This is a genomic window from Kibdelosporangium aridum (assembly GCF_900176515.1).
In the GTDB taxonomy this organism is placed as follows: Bacteria; Actinomycetota; Actinomycetes; order Mycobacteriales; family Pseudonocardiaceae; genus Kibdelosporangium; species Kibdelosporangium aridum.
On sequence record NZ_FWXV01000007.1, the window covers coordinates 289,422 to 306,480 of the forward strand.

A 17,059-nucleotide genomic window follows, 5' to 3' on the forward strand; every position below is an offset into this window, starting at 1 on the left:
TGAACCAACTGTGAGTTTGGGGGATGCAACGTCGTTACCGGGTGTGGCCATCTAATAGATGTGACCACCAGAAGCTTGCAGGCCGATGTGCACAGCGACGCGGCGCTGTGGCACCGGGCCGCTTCAGGCAACAAAGCCGCGTTCGGTGAGCTGTTCGAGCGGCATGCGCAAGCCGTGTGGAACCACGCCTATCGGTTGACCGGCTCGTGGTCGTTGGCCGAAGACCTCACGTCCATGACGTTTCTGACCGCGTGGCGCAAGCTGCACGAAGTCACGTTGGTCCGCGACAGCGCCTTGCCTTGGTTGTACGCGGTCGCGGGAAACCTGGCGCGCACGGAATTCCGTAGTTCCGGGCGATTTGCCAGATTGCTACGCCGGATACCGACCGTTGAGACCATCGAGGACCACGCGGATTCGGTGGTGGACAAGGTCGACGGTGAAGTCAGGATGCGTGTGTTGCTCCAGGCCGTCGCACGATTGCCGAAATCCGAGCGTCAGGCCGTCGAGTTGTGCCTGATCGGCGAATTGTCCATCGCCGAAGCGGCCGAGCTGCTCGGTCTTGAGGAGGTCAGCATCCGGTCTCGGCTTTCGCGTGCCCGTTCCCGCCTTCGCCGCATGCTGGGCGACGATCTGCTGGAGGGAACACGATGACCCGCCACGACCCGCTGCCTCGCCGCGAGATGCCGCCGGAGGTCCGGGATCGGCTGCGACGCAGGCTATGGAGCCAATTGGACGTTCCGGCCCGGTCAAGGCTCAGCCGGGTACGCGCACCGATCGTCGCTGCCGTCGGCGCGGTCGCCGTCCTTATCGCCGGCACGGTTGTGCTGGCGCAGAACGTGTCTTCGTCGAACAACCCCATGGCAGCGGCGGCGTTCGGTACCGCGAATGTCGCCTCGCAAGGCGCCGAAGCCGAACTGGACCGCTGTTCCACGACGGCCGCACCCGCCAGCAACCTCCTGCAGCGTCCACAGTGGTCGTTCGTGACCAGGTTCGAGGCCGACGGCGTGAGCGTCACCGCGGCGCGTGTCGAGGGCAAACCGGTGTTCTGCGAGATCACAGCAACCACGGTGACGGTTTCCGATCCATTCGCCGAGCCCGGTTACGCCGCTTCGTCGGGCACCGCGGCCATGTTCGCGACCTCGAACGGCACTGTCGCTGGTGTAGTCGACTCCGGCTGGAGGGAGTTCGAACTGCGTATGACCGTCGAGCCGAACCGCACCGAGACCGTGACGCCTCGATTGAGCGACGGCTTCTTCGTCGCCCGCGCGCGAACACCTATCGACCCGCAGAAACCGGGCGTAAAGCTGTACGCCATGCACGATGGGGCCGAGCACATATTCAGTCGTGTGCCGCCAGTGCTCGCGTCCGCGGGAGGACTCAGGAACTAGACGAGTTCCAACGGATCGAGCCGGATCCTGATGGACTCCGGCTCTTTCCGTGCCGTTCGTTCCTTTTGCGCCACGGCGAGCGCGGCGGCGAGCGCACGCCCGTCAACACGAGGCGTCCGGATCAGCGCGCGCTCGTTGGTTTCGCCGATCGGCACCGGACCGAGCACTTCGGCCGACTCCGGCAGCGCGATGTTGTCCAGGAAATCGGCCAACGCGTCCGGTGATCCGTCCACTGACGCCATCCGGACCGCGGGCGGGAAGCCCAGTTCGGTCCGCGCCTCGAGTTCCTGCGCGGCATGCCAAGCCGGATCCCAGCGCACCAACGCTTGCACGGGAGCGAACGCGGACTCCGCCACCACAACCACTCGCCCACCGTCCACTCCGGGACGGACAAGCGCGGCCGCGCCCATCCAGCGCCGCAGCGTTTCTTCAGTGGCACGCAGATCCGCGCGACCGAGCAAAGCCCAGCTGTCCAACAAAAGCGCCGCGCCGTAACCGCACTCGGCAACTGGTTCGGCGCCTGGCGTCGACACGACGAGCGCGGGCGCGTTGGAAACCGTCGCGAGCACTTCGTCGGCGCCCGATGTCCGGACAGGCACGCCCGGGAACGCACGGCCCAACTCCTCCGCGGTCCGTTTAGAACCGACCACAACTGCCCTCAGCCGTCGTGATCCACAGTTCCCGCAACGGAAAGCGGCCTCGGCAGCACCGCACCACCGGCACGCAGCCGGACGCGCCATACCGTCGTCAAAACCGCCAGGCAACGCGAGCGGACCGGCGCATCTCCGGCATCGCGCTGGTGCTCGGCACTGCGCGCACGCCAACGCAGGCACGTAACCGCGCCGCGGTACCTGCACCAACACCGGCGCACCCGCCGCGAGGGCGTGCCGCGCTGCCTCAAAACTCACCAACGGCAGCCTGGCCGCCCGGGCGGCCGGATCGCGGGCGAGCTGGACGTCGGTCTCGCCGATCGCGGTCACCCGTGGCGCCGACTTCCTGACTTCGTCTCGGGTCGCGATGACCTCGTGCGCCCAGCCGGTGTCCAGGAGCAATTGGGCCTCGGCCGTCCTGGCGAACCCGCCGATGACCATGGCGGCCCCGGTTTGATGCGCGCGGAGCGTCAGGATTTCACGCACATGGGCGTACGGCGAACGTTGATCCGCGTGCAAGTCGTCACCGTCATCCCAGACGACGACCAGTCCAGGGTCCTTGACCGGCGCGAACGCCGTGGCCCGCGTGCCGAGAACGATCCTGGCCGAGCCCCGCAGGACGGCAAGCCATCGTTTGTAGCGCGTAGACGGCCCTAGATCGGCCGACAACGCCACGACTGCCGACTCCTGCGCCTTGCCGACCAGGTCAAGGCATGCGGCGTGCAGACGGGCCACATCGCGGTAGTCCGGGACGACCATGACCACACCCCGGCCTGTCGCCGCGACCGTCACCGCCAGTTCGGCGAGCCGCCGTGGCCAGTCGTCGTTCGGTAACGCCTGCCACACCGCGTGCGCGTTGCGACCGGCTTTCAGAGCGTCAAGAAACGCCGGTCCGCGTGGATACCGGCCCCAGCCGGTCTCCTCAGGCGGGTTGACGTCGATCGGTTCCGGCGACGGTGCCGCTTCGGCCCGGGCGTGGCGGGGCGGGATCGCCAGCCGCAGCACGTCCATCATCGTGCCCGCGTAGCGGTCGGCGACCGTTCTGGCCAGGTGCGCGATCTCCGACGCGAGTACTGGCTCAGGGGACACGACCTTCTCGAGGAACATCGGCTTGGGATGCTCGGACTCCGCCGCGCGCTCGATGACGTAGGCGTCCACGAGCCTGCCGGAGAACCGCACCCGCACCCGGCAGCCAGGAACCACTTGTTCGTCCAGCTGCGTGGGAATCAAGTAGTCAAATGTCTTGTCCAGGTGCGCCAATGGCACGTCGACGTAGACACGGGCAACCGGAAGGGCGGCCGCTGGGTGCCGTTCGCCCTTGTTTCGATTACCTGCGTTGACCACGCCTGAGGTTTACCAGAGGCTCGGATCATGACCATCTCCGCCCAGGCAGCGCAGGCAGCCGAAGTCATGCGCGCCCTCGCCCTCGACGAAGACCTGAAGTGGCGAATCCCCGCCGATCCGATGATCGGCCCGCTGGTGCGCAAGGTCGCCAGTCGGTACGTCGCCGGTGAGAACCTGGCCGATGCGCTCGAAAGAGTGACCGGGATCCTGGCCAACGGCCACCGCGCGAACGCCGAATACATGGGTGAAAGTTGCCGCGACGCGCAACGCGCCACTGAGGAGACCGCGGTGTTCGTCGACATGGCCCGTCGTTTGCCGGCGGGTTGCTCGGTATCGCTTGACCTTTCGCACATCGGTCTCGCCGTTGACGCCGGTCTCGTGCTGGACAACGCGACCGAGATCGCCGCGGCGACCGCCGAGACTGGGCGTGAAATGGTCATTTCAGCGGAAGGCTCGGACCGGACGGACGCCGTCCTAGCGGTCCACGAACAACTCTGCGCGCGCTTTGACCACGTGGGCATCACCGTTCAGGCGCGACTGCACCGAACGCGCGCCGACATGCGCCGCGTTCTCGAACGCCCCGGACGGATCCGTCTGGTCAAAGGCGCCTTCTTGGAAAGCGAAGCCGTCGCGTACCCGCGCGAGGCGCCCGAACTGGCCGTCGCCTATCAGCGCTACGCCGAGCAGCTGGTTGACGCCGGGCACCTTTGTTCGTTCGCGACCCACGACTGGGCCCTGATCAACCACATCGACAGCTACCTCGGCGGCACCGGGCGTCCCGACGCACCGTGGGAGTTCGAGACGCTTCTCGGTCTGGGACCGGACCGTCTCGAAGCAATGGCGAAAAGCGGTCACCCGACACGCGAGTACGTCGTGTTCGGCACCGAGTGGTGGCTCTACGTCTGCAACCGCATCGCCGAAGACCCGCAACGACTCCTGCAAGCCCTCGTCGACGCCGCGTCCTGACAACCGACCGGACACGAAACCGGTCACCCAAGAATCGGATACGAAACCCGATTAGACCGAACCGGAATCGGATACGAAAACGGCGCGGGCGATGATGCCCGCGCCGTTCGGCGACAATGAACCGTCAGAGCCCGGCAGCCTGCTTCAATGCCTCGGCACGGTCGGTGCGCTCCCACGGCAGGTCCAGCTCCGGACGACCGAAGTGGCCATACGCCGCGGTCGGCGCGTAAATCGGACGCAGCAGGTCCAAGTCACGGATGATCGCAGCCGGACGCAGATCGAAGACCTGGGAGATGGCCTGCTGGATCTTGGCCGGGTCGACGACCTCGGTGCCGAAGGTCTCCACGAACAGACCCACCGGCGCGGCCTTGCCGATCGCGTACGCCACCTGGACCTCGACCCGCGAGGCCAAGCCCGCCGCCACCGCGTTCTTGGCGACCCACCGCATCGCGTACGCCGCGGAACGGTCAACCTTCGACGGGTCCTTGCCGGAGAACGCGCCACCACCGTGCCGCGCCATACCGCCGTACGTGTCGACGATGATCTTGCGGCCGGTCAGGCCGGCGTCACCCATCGGACCGCCGACGACGAACCGGCCGGTCGGGTTGACTAGCAGTCGCACGTTGGACGTGTCCAAACTCAGATCGGCGATCTCCGGCACCATGACGTGCTCACGGATGTCGACGCCCAGCAGGCGCTCGAGGTCGATGCCCTCGGCGTGCTGCGACGACACCACGACGGTGTCCAGCCGAACGGCCTGGTCACCGGCGTACTCGATGGTGACCTGGGTCTTGCCGTCCGGACGCAGGTACGGCAGGACACCGTCCTTGCGGACCTTGGTCAGCCGCTTGGAGAGCCGATGCGCCAAAGCGATCGGCAGCGGCATCAGCTCAGGCGTGTCGGTGCACGCGTAGCCGAACATCAAGCCCTGGTCACCGGCACCCTGACGGTCGATCTCGTCGTCAGCGGACTCGACGCGGGACTCGTATGCGGTGTCCACACCCTGTGCGATGTCGGGCGACTGCGAACCGATGGCGATGTTCACGCCACAGGAGTTGCCGTCGAAGCCCTTGGCCGACGAGTCGTAGCCGATCTCGAGGATCTTGTCGCGGACGATGGACGGGATGTCCGCGTACGCCTCGGTGGTCACCTCACCGGCGACGTGCACCTGGCCGGTGGTCACCATGGTCTCGACCGCGACGCGGCTTCGTGGGTCTTTCCGCAGCAGGGCGTCCAGGATCGAGTCGCTGATCGCGTCGCAGATCTTGTCCGGGTGCCCCTCCGTGACCGACTCCGACGTGAACAGCCGGCTGGCCTTGTTTGTTGCCATTACCCCTCACTTCATCACGGATGAGCTGCATGGATCAGCGTACTGAAGGATCTAGCCAGCCGTTCGAGAAGTGCTGGAGTTCATGACGAAGTCCCATATTCCGGCCGCCATTTGCGCTTTGGAGCCCAGTGCGATAGGCCGTTCGGACCCGTCGGCGGCCAGCAACCATCCGGCGTTGTCCTCGACCTCGAACGCCTGTCCTTCACCGACGGCGTTGACAACGAGCAGGTCACAGCCCTTCCTGGCGAGCTTCGCACGCGCGTGCGTGAGCACGTCGCCGTGCTCGTCACCGGTCTCGGCGGCGAAGCCGACGATGTAGGCGTCGAACTTGCCCTCTGAGCGGGCCACGACCAGCTCGGCGAGCACATCCGGGTTACGGGTCAGCGCGACCGGATCCGGGTCCTTGTCGGACTTCTTGATCTTGTGGTCGGCCTTGCTGACCGGCCGGAAGTCCGCCACGGCAGCCGCCATGACCACGATGTCCGCCTCGGCCGCGGCCTTGTGCATGGCGTCCCGCAATTCCAGCGCGGTTCCGACGTTGACGATGTCCACGCCCGCAGGTTCCGGCAACGCGACGGTGTGCGCTGAGACCAGGGTGACCTGCGCGCCGCGCTGCGCAGCGACCCGCGCGAGCGCGTAGCCCTGCTTGCCAGACGAACGGTTGCCCAGGTAGCGGACCGGATCCAGCGGTTCACGGGTTCCGCCCGCGGACACCACGACCCGCTTGCCGGTCATGTCACGGGGCAGCGCGTCGGCACGAGCGAGCAGCAATCTGGCCAGGTCGACGATCTCGGCGGGGTCCGCCAGACGGCCCTTGCCGGTGTCCGTGCCGGTCAGCCGCCCGCTGGCGGGCTCGGTGACGATGACGCCCCGCGAACGCAGCAGCGCGACGTTGTCCTGAGTCGCCGGGTGCTCCCACATCTCGGTGTGCATCGCCGGGACCATCAGCACCGGGCATCGCGCGGTCAGCAGGGTGCCGGTGAGCATGTCGTTGGCGTTCCCGTGCGCGGCCTTGGCCAGCAGGTCCGCCGTTGCCGGGACGACGACGACAAGATCGGCTTGTTTGCCGATACGGACGTGAGCCACCTCGGGCACGTCCTCGAAAACGCCCGTGTACACGGGCTGGTGGGACAACGCCTCGAAAGTCGCCTTGCCGACGAAGTTCAGTGCCGACTCGGTGGGCAGCACCTGCACGTCGTGACCGGACTCGATCAGCCGGCGCAGGACCTCACAGGCCTTGTAGGCGGCGATGCCCCCGCCGACCCCGAGCACCACCCGGGGCCGGCCAGAAGCCGGGGTGGTCACTCGCCTTCGGTGTGCTCAAGCAGGCCGGAGTGGATCTCGCGAAGCGCGATGGACAGCGGCTTCTCGCGAGGGCCCGGCTCGACGAGCGGGCCGACGTACTCCAGCAGGCCCTCACCGAGCTGCGCGTAGTAGTCGTTGATCTGGCGGGCGCGCTTGGCGGCGTAGATCACCAGCGCGTATTTCGAACTGACCTTGTCAAGCAGGTCGTCGATCGGGGGGTTGGTGATGCCTTCCAGGTTGGTGGTCGGCTCGCCCAGTGCGCCCAGCTCGGTGGTCAAGAGGAACTCCAGGGATTCAGACAGCTGTACCGGTTATCAAGGTTAGCAACTCGGCCGCGGCCTGCTTCACGTCGGTGTTGACCACCAGCGCGTCGAACTCGCCTTGCGCGTCCAGTTCCTTCTCCGCGACGGCCAGACGGTGCTTGACCACCTCGGGGTCCTCGGTGCCTCGACCGGTCAACCGGCCGACCAAGGTTTCCCACGAAGGCGGTACGAGCATCACCAGCTGCGCGTCAGGCATCGCGGCGCGAACCTGCCGCGCGCCTTGCAGTTCGATCTCCAGGATGGCGGGTCGTCCCGCGGCCAGCGCGTCGAGAACCGGCTGGCGGGGCGTGCCGTAGCAGTTGCCCGCGTATTCGGCCCATTCCAGGAAATCGCCGCGGGCCACCATCTCGTCGAACCGCGGACGGTCGACGAAGTGGTAGTGGCCGCCGTCGATCTCACCGGGCCGCTGGGCGCGGGTGGTCATCGAGACGCTGAAGAAAATGCTCGGGTCCATCCTGCGCAGCTCGCCCACCACAGTGGACTTGCCGACGCCGGACGGACCCGACACAACAGTGAGCCGGGGCCGGGCGCGCACACCCGTCCCCGGCTCAGTGGCACTCAAGTGACTACCAGTCACTCGCCGCTGAACTCAGCGAGCAGCGCCTTGCGCTGCCGGTCGCCGAGACCCCTGAGACGGCGGCTTGGGGCGATCTGCAACCGCTCAATGATCTGGGTGGCGCGCACCTTGCCGACGCCGGGGAGGGCCTCCAGCAGTGCGGTCACCTTCATCTTGCCCAAGACCTCGTCGCTGTCGGACTGGGCGAGCACGTCCTTGAGGGTCGTGCCGCCTCGCTTCAGGCGCTCTTTGAGCTCAGCCCGGGCCCGACGAGCGGCAGCCGCCTTCTCCAGCGCTGCGGCCCGCTGCTCCTCGGTCAGCTGGGGAAGGGCCACGATTTCCTCCGTGGGGTGGGTGTTTCCGGATCGGGTGCTGGCGACCGTACCGACACGCCCGGGTCAAGGACAACGTGGGTCGCCGATCCTGCGCAGATCACGCGTGGTACATCAATGGTGACCCGCGGCCGACACGATCGCGTCACGCGTCCGCAGGGCCTCACTACGCAGCGCGAACACGTCCGGACCCGCCTTCAGGACGTCCCGTGACGAGGTGGGAAGCACGCTACGCAGGGATTTCCCGAAGAGTGTCCGGATATCGGACATCGTGCCCCCTTGTGCCCCGAAACCGGGCACCAGCACGGGCCCGTTGAGTGCCGCGAGGTCCACGCCAAGAGTCCCGATGGTGGCCCCGATGACGAGACCGATTCCCCCGATCGGAGTCACTCCGGCGTTGCGTTCGGCCGCACCGTCCACGACCGTTTGCGCAATGCTGCGTCCGCCATTGAGCGCACGCTGGACGTCCGACGCCTCAGGGTTCGAGGTCAGAGCGAGGACGAAAACGCCCCGCCCGGACTTCTCCGCGGCTTGGAACGCCGGTTCGAGTGAGCCGAATCCGAGGAAAGGTGACAGTGTTACGGCGTCGGCGGCGAGCGGCGATCCGTCGGTCAGGTACGCCGCCGCGTAGGCCGCCATCGTGGATCCGATGTCGCCGCGTTTGACGTCCAGCAGCACGAGTGCGCCAGCCTGCTGGGACTCCGCGATGACCCGCTCGAGCACCGCGATGCCCTTGGAGCCGTAGCGCTCGAAGAACGCCGACTGTGGCTTGAGGACGGCGATCTCGCCGGCCAAAGCGTCCACACAGGTCATCGCGAACCGTTCGAGTCCGTTCGCGTCGTCGGGAAGTTCCCACTGCGCCAGCAGACCGGGGTGCGGGTCGATGCCGACGCAGAGCGGGCCCCGTTCGGCGACGGTGTCAGTCAGCCGCGCGCCGAACGAGGCGCGATCCGATCGCGTCATGCCTTGCTCCCCGATTGTGCCTTCAGCGCTTCTTGCAGGGCTTGCAACGGCCGGACGGTGATTTCCCCTCGGATCAGGGCCTCGATGCCCTGAACGGCCGCTGCGGCGCCTTGAATCGTGGTCACACAAGGGATGTCACGCGCCACGGCGGCGGTACGGATCTCGTAACCGTCCACACGGGGCCCGCTGTTGCCGTACGGCGTGTTGATCACCATGACCACCTCGCCGTCGAGGATCACGCTGACCGCGTTGCGCACCGAGTCCGCCGGTGTCTCGAAGTGCTTGGGCACTTCGGCGCATGGGATGCCGTTGCGCCGGAGCACTTCCGCGGTCCCCTGGGTCGCGATGATCTCGAAGCCGAGGTCGGCGAGCCGCTTCACCGGGAAGATCATGGCGCGCTTGTCCCGGTTGGCCACCGACACGAACACGCGGCCGGACATCGGCAGCGAGCCGTACGAAGCGGTCTGTGACTTGGCGAACGCCTTGCCGAACGAGGTGTCGATGCCCATCACCTCGCCGGTCGACTTCATCTCCGGGCCCAGCAACGAATCCACGCCTTGGCCTTCCGGCGTGCGGAACCGGTGGAACGGCAGCACTGCTTCCTTGACGGCCACTGCGGCGTCCGACGGCAACTCGCCACCGTCGCCGGACGGCGGGAGCATGCCTTCGTCACGCAACTCCTTGATGGTCGCGCCGAGCATGATCCGCGCCGCGGCCTTCGCCAACGGCACCGCGGTCGCCTTGGACACGAACGGCACCGTCCGCGACGCGCGCGGGTTGGCTTCCAGCACGTACAGCTGGTCGTCCTTCAGCGCGTACTGGACGTTGAGCAGTCCGCGTACGCCCACGCCCTTGGCGATCGCCTCGGTCGAACGGCGGACGTTCTCCAAGTCCGTACGGCCCAACGTGATCGGCGGAAGGGCGCACGACGAATCTCCTGAGTGGATACCCGCTTCCTCGATGTGCTCCATCACGCCGCCGATGAACACCTCGTCGCCGTCGCACAACGCGTCGACGTCGATCTCGATCGCGTCGTCGAGGAACCGGTCGACCAGAACCGGGTGCTCCGGCGAGACCTCCGTCGCGCGTGCGATGTAGTCGGCGAGCGTGGAGTCGTCGTACACGATCTCCATGCCGCGCCCGCCGAGCACATAGGACGGTCGGACCAGAACCGGATATCCTATTTCGTCTGCAATCCGCTTCGCGCCCTCGTACGAGGTCGCTGTCCCGTAACGCGGCGCCGGCAAGCCGGCGGACGTCAGCACATCACCGAACGCTCCACGGTCCTCGGCCAGGTTGATCGCGGCGGGCGGCGTGCCGACCACCGGGACGCCCGCGTCCGCCAACCGTTGCGCGAGACCGAGCGGTGTCTGACCGCCGAGTTGCACGATGACGCCCGCGACGGTGCCGGACTCCTGCTCGGAGTGCACGACCTCCAGAACGTCCTCAAAGGTCAGTGGCTCGAAGTACAACCGGTCGGACGTGTCGTAGTCGGTCGACACCGTTTCCGGGTTGCAGTTGATCATCACGGTCTCGTACTGGTCGGCACGCAACGCCATGGCCGCGTGCACACACGAGTAGTCGAACTCGATGCCCTGCCCGATGCGGTTCGGACCGGAACCGAGGATGAGCACCTTCGGCTTGTCGCGCTGCGGCGTGACCTCGGTCTCGGCCGCCGGATCGGACTCGTAAGCCGAGTAGTGGTAGGGCGTCTTCGCGGCGAACTCGGCGGCGCAGGTGTCGACTGTCTTGAACACCGGCCGGATTCCGAGGCGGTGCCGCAGCGTGCGAACGCCGTCTTCCCCCGCCAGTTCCGGTCGCAGGGCCGCCACCTGACGGTCCGACAACCCGGCGCGTTTCGCCCTGCGCAACAACGGTTCGTCGAGCACGGCGGCGTTCAGGATCTCGGCACGCAACTCCACCAGCGACAGGATCTGGTCGATGAACCAGGGGTCGATGCCGGACGCCTTGTGCACGTCTTCGACGGACGCGCCAAGCCGCAAGGCGCGCTCCACCGTGTACAGCCTGCCGTCGTGCCCGGCCTTGAGCTGCTCCAAAGTGGACTCGAGGGTGGCGTCAGCCGGGTCCGGTGTTGTCCAGAAGCCCGCGGCCTTGGTTTCCATCGACCGCAACGCCTTGCCCAGCGCCTCGGTGAAGTTGCGGCCGAGCGACATCGCCTCGCCGACCGACTTCATCGTGGTGGTCAGCGTCTTGTCCGCGCCGGGGAACTTCTCGAACGCGAACCGCGGCACCTTGACCACGACGTAGTCCAGCGTCGGCTCGAAGCTCGCCGGGGTCTCGCCGGTGATGTCGTTCGGGATTTCGTCGAGCGTATATCCGATAGCAAGTTTGGCTGCGATCTTGGCGATCGGGAAACCGGTCGCCTTCGACGCCAGCGCCGACGACCGCGAAACGCGCGGGTTCATCTCGATGACGACCATCCGGCCGTTCTCCGGATTAATGGCGAACTGGATGTTGCAGCCGCCGGTGTCCACGCCGACCGCGCGCAGAACGTCGATGCCGACGTCGCGCATGTGCTGGTACTCGCGGTCGGTCAGCGTCATCGCGGGCGCGACGGTCACCGAGTCACCGGTGTGCACGCCCATCGGGTCGATGTTCTCGATCGAGCAGACGACCACCACGTTGTCGTGCCGGTCGCGCATCAGCTCGAGCTCGTACTCCTTCCAACCGAGGACGCTTTCCTCGATGAGCACCTCGGTCACCGGCGACTCGGCCAGGCCGAATGACGCGAGCCGCTCAAGCTCCTCGGGCGTGTGCGCCATGCCGGACCCCAGCCCGCCCATGGTGAACGACGGCCGGATGACCACGGGAAGACCCAGTTCCGCGACGGTTTCGCGGACCTCGTCCATCGAGTGGCAGACGCGGCTGCGCGGCGTCTCGCCGCCGATCTGCGCGACGATGTCCTTGAACTTCTGCCTGTCCTCACCGCGCTGGATCGCGTCGATGTCCGCGCCGATCAGCTCGACGTCGTACTTCTCAAGGACGCCCCGCTCGTGCAGCGCGACGGCTGTGTTCAGCGCGGTCTGCCCGCCTAGGGTCGCCAGGATCGCGTCGGGGCGTTCGGCGGCGATGACCTTCTCGACGAACTCCGGCGTGATCGGCTCGATGTAGGTGGCGTCGGCGAACTCCGGGTCGGTCATGATCGTCGCCGGGTTGGAGTTCACCAGGCTGACCCGCAGGCCTTCCTCCCGCAGCACGCGGCAGGCCTGGGTGCCCGAGTAGTCGAACTCGCACGCCTGCCCGATGACGATCGGCCCTGAGCCGATCACGAGCACGTGCTTGATGTCTGTCCGTTTCGGCATCTGTCAGGCCTCATCCATCAACGTCACGAACTGGTCGAACAGCGGCGCCGCGTCGTGCGGGCCCGCGGCGGCCTCGGGGTGGTACTGGACGCTGAACGCCGGCACGTCCACACAGCGCAAGCCCTCGACGGTGCCGTCGTTCGGGCAGTAGTGGCTCACTTCGGCCGCGCCGTACGGCGTGTCCAGTTTCTGGCCAGCTTCGCCTTCCAACGCGAACCCGTGGTTCTGCGCGGTGATCGCGACCCGGCCGGTGGCGGCCTCGATCACCGGCACGTTGATGCCACGGTGCCCGTACTGCATCTTGTACGTGCCCATACCCAGCGCACGGCCGAGAATCTGGTTGCCGAAACAGATGCCGAACAGCGGAATCCGGCGTTCCAGCACCTGCTGGGTCAGCGCGATCGCGTGCGCCTGGGTCTCCGGGTCCCCTGGGCCGTTGGCCAGGAAGACGCCGTTGGGCTCGACCGCGAGCAGGTCGTCCAGAGTGGACCCGACCGGCATCACGTGCGTCTCGATCCCGCGCTGGGCCATCATCCGCGGCGTGTTGAACTTGATGCCCAGGTCCAGCGCGGCGACCTTGAACCGGGTCTCGCCGTCGGCAGGGACGACGTAGGTCTCCTTGGTGCTGACCGCGCCAGAGAGGTCCGCGCCCTTCATCTTCGGGCTGTCCTTCACGGCCTGGACCATGGTGTCCACATCGGTCACCGCGTCACCCGCGAAGATCCCGGCGCGCATGGCGCCCTGCTCACGGATGTGCCGGGTGACCGTTCGCGTGTCGATTCCGGCGATGCCCACCACGCCCTGGTTGACCAACTCGTCGTTCAGCGAACGGCGGGACCGCCAGTTGGACGGGATCCGTGCGGGGTCGCGCACCACGTAACCGGCGACGTGGATCTTCGTGGACTCGTCGTCCTCGTCGTTCCACCCGGTGTTGCCGATCTGCGGGGCGGTCGCGACCACGATCTGGCCGTGGTACGACGGGTCGGTCAGGGTCTCCTGGTACCCGGTCATCGCGGTGCAGAAGACGACCTCGCCGAGGGTCGACCCGACCGCGCCGAACGCCTCACCCCGGAAGACCCGGCCGTCCTCAAGCACCAATACAGCTGGTGTCACTTCGCCGCTCCTCCTTTGGCCAGGCCGGTCAACGCCTCGACCCAGTCCGCGTACACGTCTTTGTCATCTCCCCGGAAGCCTGTGTCGAGCTCGTGCTCGCCCAGCCGCCAGCGCACGACCAGCAGGCCGTCGCGCCTCATCACCTTCCCGGCGATCGCACGGTCGGTGCGGGCGCTGACCACCGACTCGGCCGGGATCCACACCCGATCCGCGCCTTCCCTGTCGAACAACACACCGTCGTCCGTCAGGTGCACGGTCGCGGCGGCGCGGAACCCGACGTCCCCGACCGCGACGCGGTCCTGCCAGCTCGTCGCGGTCGTCGTGCTGATGTACACGCCGGTCGCGGGTTCGAGCAGGTCGTCTTTGAGGTGTTCCGGCGGCTGGGGAAACGCCGGAAGGACCGTGCTCTGCCTGCGTGCCCGATTGCGGTAGCCCCACCACATCGCGAGCACGCACAGCAGGAAGAAGGCCACGATCGCGAGCGTCAGCAAGATCCTCATCTAGCGGCCTTCCCGTCCCGGGCGGTCACCTTGCCGCGCAACAACGTGGCTTTGATGACGCCGGGAAGCTCCATGCCCTCGTACGGGGTGTTGCTCGCGAGACTGGCCAATTCCGCGCCGTTGACTGTCCACGTCGCCTTGGGGTCGACCAGGACCAGGTTGGCGGGTTCGCCGACCGCGATCGGCCGGCCGTGGTCCGGCAGCCCAGCGATCTCCGCCGGCCGCTCGCTCATCACGCGCGCGACCCCACGCCAGTCGAGCAGGCCGCCTTGGACCATCGTCTGGATCACGACGGACAGGGCGGTCTGCAGACCCAGCATGCCCGGTCGCGCGGCGGACCACTCACAGTCTTTGTCCTGCGGAGCGTGCGGCGCGTGGTCGGTGGCCACACAGTCGATGACACCTTCGGCCAGCGCTTCGCGAAGCGATTTCGTATCTGATATAGCCCGCAGCGGCGGGTTGACCTTGTTGACCGGGTCGTAGGTGTTCAGCCGATCGTCGTCGAGCAGCAGGTGGTGCGGAGTGACCTCGGCGGACACCTGCGTGCCGCGGGCCTTCGCCCAGCGCAGTACGTCGGCGGTGCCCGCGGTCGACACATGGCAGACGTGCAACCGCGCGCCGACGTGCCCGGCCAACAAACAGTCGCGGGCGACAATCGACTCCTCGGCGGCCGCCGGCCAACCGGCGAGACCGAGCCTCGCGGCCGTCTCACCTTCGTGCGCCTGCGCGCCGACCGTCAAACGCGGTTCTTCGGCGTGCTGCGCGATGAGCACGTCGAGGCCACGGCTGTACTCCAACGCGCGCCGCATGATGAGTGGGTCCGCGACGCACATGCCATCGTCCGAGAAGATCCGGACGTTGGCGTTGCTCCGGGCCATCGCACCGAGCTCAGCGAGGCGCTCGCCCTTCAAGCCGACGGTCACCGCACCGATGGGATGCACGTCAACCAACGCGACCTCACGGCCGCGGCGCCACACGTGCTCGACCACAACCGGGTTGTCAGCGATCGGGTCCGTGTTGGCCATCGCGAAAACCGCCGTGTAACCACCGAGCGCGGCCGCCGCCGAACCGGTCTCAATGGTCTCGGTGTCCTCGCGGCCCGGCTCGCGCAAGTGCGTGTGCAGGTCGACGAACCCCGGCAGCGCGATCAAGCCGCGTGCGTCGATGACGTCCTGGTCATCAGATTTCAGATTTCCTATATCCGATATCTGACCGTCCTCGACCAGGATGTCGACCGGGTCCCCTTCGCCGTACGGCACGGCGCCTTTGATCAGCGTCATGCGACTTCCTCTTCTCCGGCGAGCAGGTGGTAGAGCACCGCCATGCGGACGTGGACTCCATTTCGGACTTGGTCGGTGATCGCGGCCCGTGGCGAGTCCGCGACGGTGGACGCGATCTCCATGCCGCGCAGCATCGGTCCGGGATGCAGCACGACAGCGTGGTCAGGGAGCAGGCGCAGGCGCGCCTCCGACAGACCGTATGCGATGGAGTACTCGCGTGCAGAGGGGAAGAAGCCGCCGTGCATCCGTTCGGCCTGCACGCGCAACATCATCACAGCGTCCACAGCGGACAGTTCGGCGTCCAGTTCGTGCGACACCGTTACAGGCCAACTATTTACGCCCGTGGGCAGCAAGGTCGGCGGCGCGACGAGGACGACCTCGGCACCCAGCGTTGTGAGCAAATGCACGTTCGACCTGGCCACGCGACTGTGCAGCACGTCACCGACGATCGCTATCCGGCGACCGTCCAGGCCGCCGAGGCGCTCGCGGAGGGTGGCCGCGTCAAGCAACGCTTGGGTCGGGTGCTCGTGCATGCCGTCACCGGCGTTCACGACCGATGTGTGCGTGCCGGCCAGCCAGTCGGCCAGCCTGTGCGCCGCACCGGACGCCGGATGACGAACGATGACGCAATCCGCACCCGCGGCCGCCAACGTCAGCGCGGTGTCACGCAACGACTCGCCCTTGCTCACTGACGAACCGCTCGACGACACGTTGACGACGTCGGCGCTCATCCATTTGCCCGCGATCTCGAACGACACGCGCGTGCGGGTCGAGTTCTCGTAGAACATCGTGATGACCGTCCGACCGCGAAGTGTCGGCAGCTTACGGACCTCCCGGCCCAGAAGTGCCTGCTTCAGCGCCTCGGCGGTGTCCAGTACGGCAGTGGCCGCGTCACGGCTCAGGCCGTCGCAGCTCAGCAGGTGTTTCATCCGACAAGCTCCACGGCGTCGCGGCCGTCCAGTTCCTCGAGCAGCACTTCAATACCTTCCGACCGGGCGGTAGGCACGTTTTTGCCTACGTAGTCGGCTCTGATCGGCAGTTCACGGTGGCCGCGGTCGACCAGAACCGCGAGTTGGACAGCCTGTGGCCTGCCATGGTCACGCAGCGCATCCAAAGCGGCACGGACCGTTCGGCCGGAATAGAGCACGTCATCGACCAGGATGACGAGTTTGTCCTCGATACCGCCCTCGGGCAGGCTCGTCGGTTCAAGCGGGCGATTGGGATGGCGACGCAGGTCGTCGCGATAAAGAGTCACGTCGAGCACGCCCGTGGGGACGTGAACTCCGCTGAACTCCGCGATGCGTGCTGCCAGTCGCATGGCAAGCGGCGCGCCCCTTGTCGGAATGCCGATCAGCACGACTGGAGCAGCGTCAGGAGCACCGAGAGTCGTTTTCTCGATGACCTGATGGGCCATTCGGGCGACGGTGCGCGCGACGTCCCCGGCCGAGAGCAGCTCGCGCCGCCCGCCGGGATCCGCCGCGCCACGGGTGCGTGGCACTGGCGTGGACCTCCTTCCCCGCCTCGCTGGACGGGTCGTTAAAGGATGTCAAGGACCCTCACTACCAGGGTCATCAGGCACGTTACCAGGGCACACCGGTACACCGTCCGGGTGGTCTTCACGCCGATCTCGATACTGCAACTGAGCGAGGTGCTTGACCTGGTGGCCACGGCAAGTAACCATTACTC

Annotated in this window: 16 protein-coding genes; 3 read left to right on the top strand and 13 right to left on the bottom strand. The window is 67.0% G+C overall.

Translation table 11 applies throughout. The features are described 5' to 3' along the window. Window positions 1-60: 60 nt before the first annotated feature. On the top strand, window positions 61-651 hold the full coding sequence (locus tag B9C43_RS34825; protein ID WP_235039033.1) for an RNA polymerase sigma factor: 591 nt from the start codon (window positions 61-63) through the stop codon (window positions 649-651). Continuing rightward, complete coding sequence (locus tag B9C43_RS34830) at window positions 648-1,388, top strand: hypothetical protein (RefSeq protein ID WP_084430992.1); 741 nt, start codon at window positions 648-650, stop codon at window positions 1,386-1,388. The genes B9C43_RS34825 and B9C43_RS34830 overlap by 4 nt, the downstream gene beginning before the upstream one ends. Here B9C43_RS34830 and B9C43_RS34835 read toward each other — a convergent pair. Further along, window positions 1,385-3,382 (bottom strand): primosomal protein N', encoded by a 1,998-nt coding sequence (locus tag B9C43_RS34835; protein WP_084430993.1) that lies wholly within the window; start codon window positions 3,380-3,382, stop codon window positions 1,385-1,387. The two genes, B9C43_RS34830 and B9C43_RS34835, sit on opposite strands and share 4 nt — an antisense overlap. 27 nt (window positions 3,383-3,409) lie before the next feature. On the opposite strand from B9C43_RS34835, the gene B9C43_RS34840 reads away from it, so the two are divergent. Further along, complete coding sequence (locus B9C43_RS34840; protein ID WP_084430994.1) at window positions 3,410-4,348, top strand: proline dehydrogenase family protein; 939 nt, start codon at window positions 3,410-3,412, stop codon at window positions 4,346-4,348. 124 nt (window positions 4,349-4,472) lie between these two features. Here the strand turns inward: B9C43_RS34840 and metK are convergent, their stop codons facing one another. The 12 genes from metK to pyrR form a co-directional block, all read right to left on the bottom strand. Continuing rightward, on the bottom strand, window positions 4,473-5,678 hold the full coding sequence (gene metK / locus B9C43_RS34845; RefSeq protein ID WP_033390139.1) for a methionine adenosyltransferase: 1,206 nt from the start codon (window positions 5,676-5,678) through the stop codon (window positions 4,473-4,475). Window positions 5,679-5,729: 51 nt separating this feature from the next. Next, window positions 5,730-6,983, bottom strand: a complete 1,254-nt coding sequence (gene coaBC / locus B9C43_RS34850; protein WP_407657145.1) for a bifunctional phosphopantothenoylcysteine decarboxylase/phosphopantothenate--cysteine ligase CoaBC — start codon at window positions 6,981-6,983, stop codon at window positions 5,730-5,732. Next, window positions 6,980-7,261: a DNA-directed RNA polymerase subunit omega gene (rpoZ, locus tag B9C43_RS34855; RefSeq protein ID WP_033390145.1), complete on the bottom strand. Its 282-nt coding sequence runs from the start codon at window positions 7,259-7,261 to the stop codon at window positions 6,980-6,982. Before rpoZ ends, coaBC begins: the two co-directional genes overlap by 4 nt. Window positions 7,262-7,277: 16 nt before the next feature. Next, window positions 7,278-7,868, bottom strand: coding sequence for a guanylate kinase (gene gmk, locus B9C43_RS34860; RefSeq protein WP_235039034.1), 591 nt, complete (start codon window positions 7,866-7,868; stop codon window positions 7,278-7,280). A gap of 11 nt (window positions 7,869-7,879) precedes the next feature. Continuing rightward, window positions 7,880-8,197, bottom strand: coding sequence for an integration host factor, actinobacterial type (mihF, locus tag B9C43_RS34865; RefSeq protein WP_033390147.1), 318 nt, complete (start codon window positions 8,195-8,197; stop codon window positions 7,880-7,882). Window positions 8,198-8,308: 111 nt separating this feature from the next. Then, entirely contained in the window at window positions 8,309-9,157 is an 849-nt protein-coding gene (gene pyrF, locus B9C43_RS34870) for an orotidine-5'-phosphate decarboxylase (RefSeq protein ID WP_084430996.1), read from the bottom strand. After that, complete coding sequence (gene carB, locus B9C43_RS34875) at window positions 9,154-12,480, bottom strand: carbamoyl-phosphate synthase large subunit (RefSeq protein WP_084430997.1); 3,327 nt, start codon at window positions 12,478-12,480, stop codon at window positions 9,154-9,156. The genes pyrF and carB overlap by 4 nt, the downstream gene beginning before the upstream one ends. A 3-nt stretch (window positions 12,481-12,483) precedes the next feature. Continuing rightward, window positions 12,484-13,593 (bottom strand): glutamine-hydrolyzing carbamoyl-phosphate synthase small subunit, encoded by a 1,110-nt coding sequence (gene carA, locus B9C43_RS34880; RefSeq protein ID WP_033390150.1) that lies wholly within the window; start codon window positions 13,591-13,593, stop codon window positions 12,484-12,486. Beyond that, entirely contained in the window at window positions 13,590-14,093 is a 504-nt protein-coding gene (locus B9C43_RS34885; protein ID WP_084430999.1) for a PH-like domain-containing protein, read from the bottom strand. The genes carA and B9C43_RS34885 overlap by 4 nt, the downstream gene beginning before the upstream one ends. Continuing rightward, a complete protein-coding gene (locus B9C43_RS34890; RefSeq protein WP_084431000.1) occupies window positions 14,090-15,373 on the bottom strand; it encodes a dihydroorotase in 1,284 nt (427 codons plus the stop codon). The genes B9C43_RS34885 and B9C43_RS34890 overlap by 4 nt, the downstream gene beginning before the upstream one ends. Then, the gene (locus tag B9C43_RS34895; protein ID WP_084431001.1) at window positions 15,370-16,302 is read right to left on the bottom strand and encodes an aspartate carbamoyltransferase catalytic subunit; all 933 of its coding nucleotides are present in this window, start codon (window positions 16,300-16,302) and stop codon (window positions 15,370-15,372) included. Before B9C43_RS34895 ends, B9C43_RS34890 begins: the two co-directional genes overlap by 4 nt. Beyond that, window positions 16,299-16,871, bottom strand: coding sequence for a bifunctional pyr operon transcriptional regulator/uracil phosphoribosyltransferase PyrR (gene pyrR / locus B9C43_RS34900; RefSeq protein ID WP_033390154.1), 573 nt, complete (start codon window positions 16,869-16,871; stop codon window positions 16,299-16,301). The genes B9C43_RS34895 and pyrR overlap by 4 nt, the downstream gene beginning before the upstream one ends. Window positions 16,872-17,059 lie beyond the last annotated feature (188 nt).

Bases quoted from the DNA above. Each gene is read 5' to 3' on its own strand.
- metK (WP_033390139.1), bottom strand. From the start codon at position 5,678: ATGGCAACAAACAAGGCCAGCCGGCTGTTCACGTCGGAGTCGGTCACG.
- pyrF (WP_084430996.1), bottom strand. From the start codon at position 9,157: ATGACGCGATCGGATCGCGCCTCGTTCGGCGCGCGGCTGACTGACACC.
- B9C43_RS34830 (WP_084430992.1), top strand. From the start codon at position 648: ATGACCCGCCACGACCCGCTGCCTCGCCGCGAGATGCCGCCGGAGGTC.
- carB (WP_084430997.1), bottom strand. From the start codon at position 12,480: ATGCCGAAACGGACAGACATCAAGCACGTGCTCGTGATCGGCTCAGGG.
- B9C43_RS34890 (WP_084431000.1), bottom strand. From the start codon at position 15,373: ATGACGCTGATCAAAGGCGCCGTGCCGTACGGCGAAGGGGACCCGGTC.
- B9C43_RS34840 (WP_084430994.1), top strand. From the start codon at position 3,410: ATGACCATCTCCGCCCAGGCAGCGCAGGCAGCCGAAGTCATGCGCGCC.
- B9C43_RS34895 (WP_084431001.1), bottom strand. From the start codon at position 16,302: ATGAAACACCTGCTGAGCTGCGACGGCCTGAGCCGTGACGCGGCCACT.
- B9C43_RS34885 (WP_084430999.1), bottom strand. From the start codon at position 14,093: ATGAGGATCTTGCTGACGCTCGCGATCGTGGCCTTCTTCCTGCTGTGC.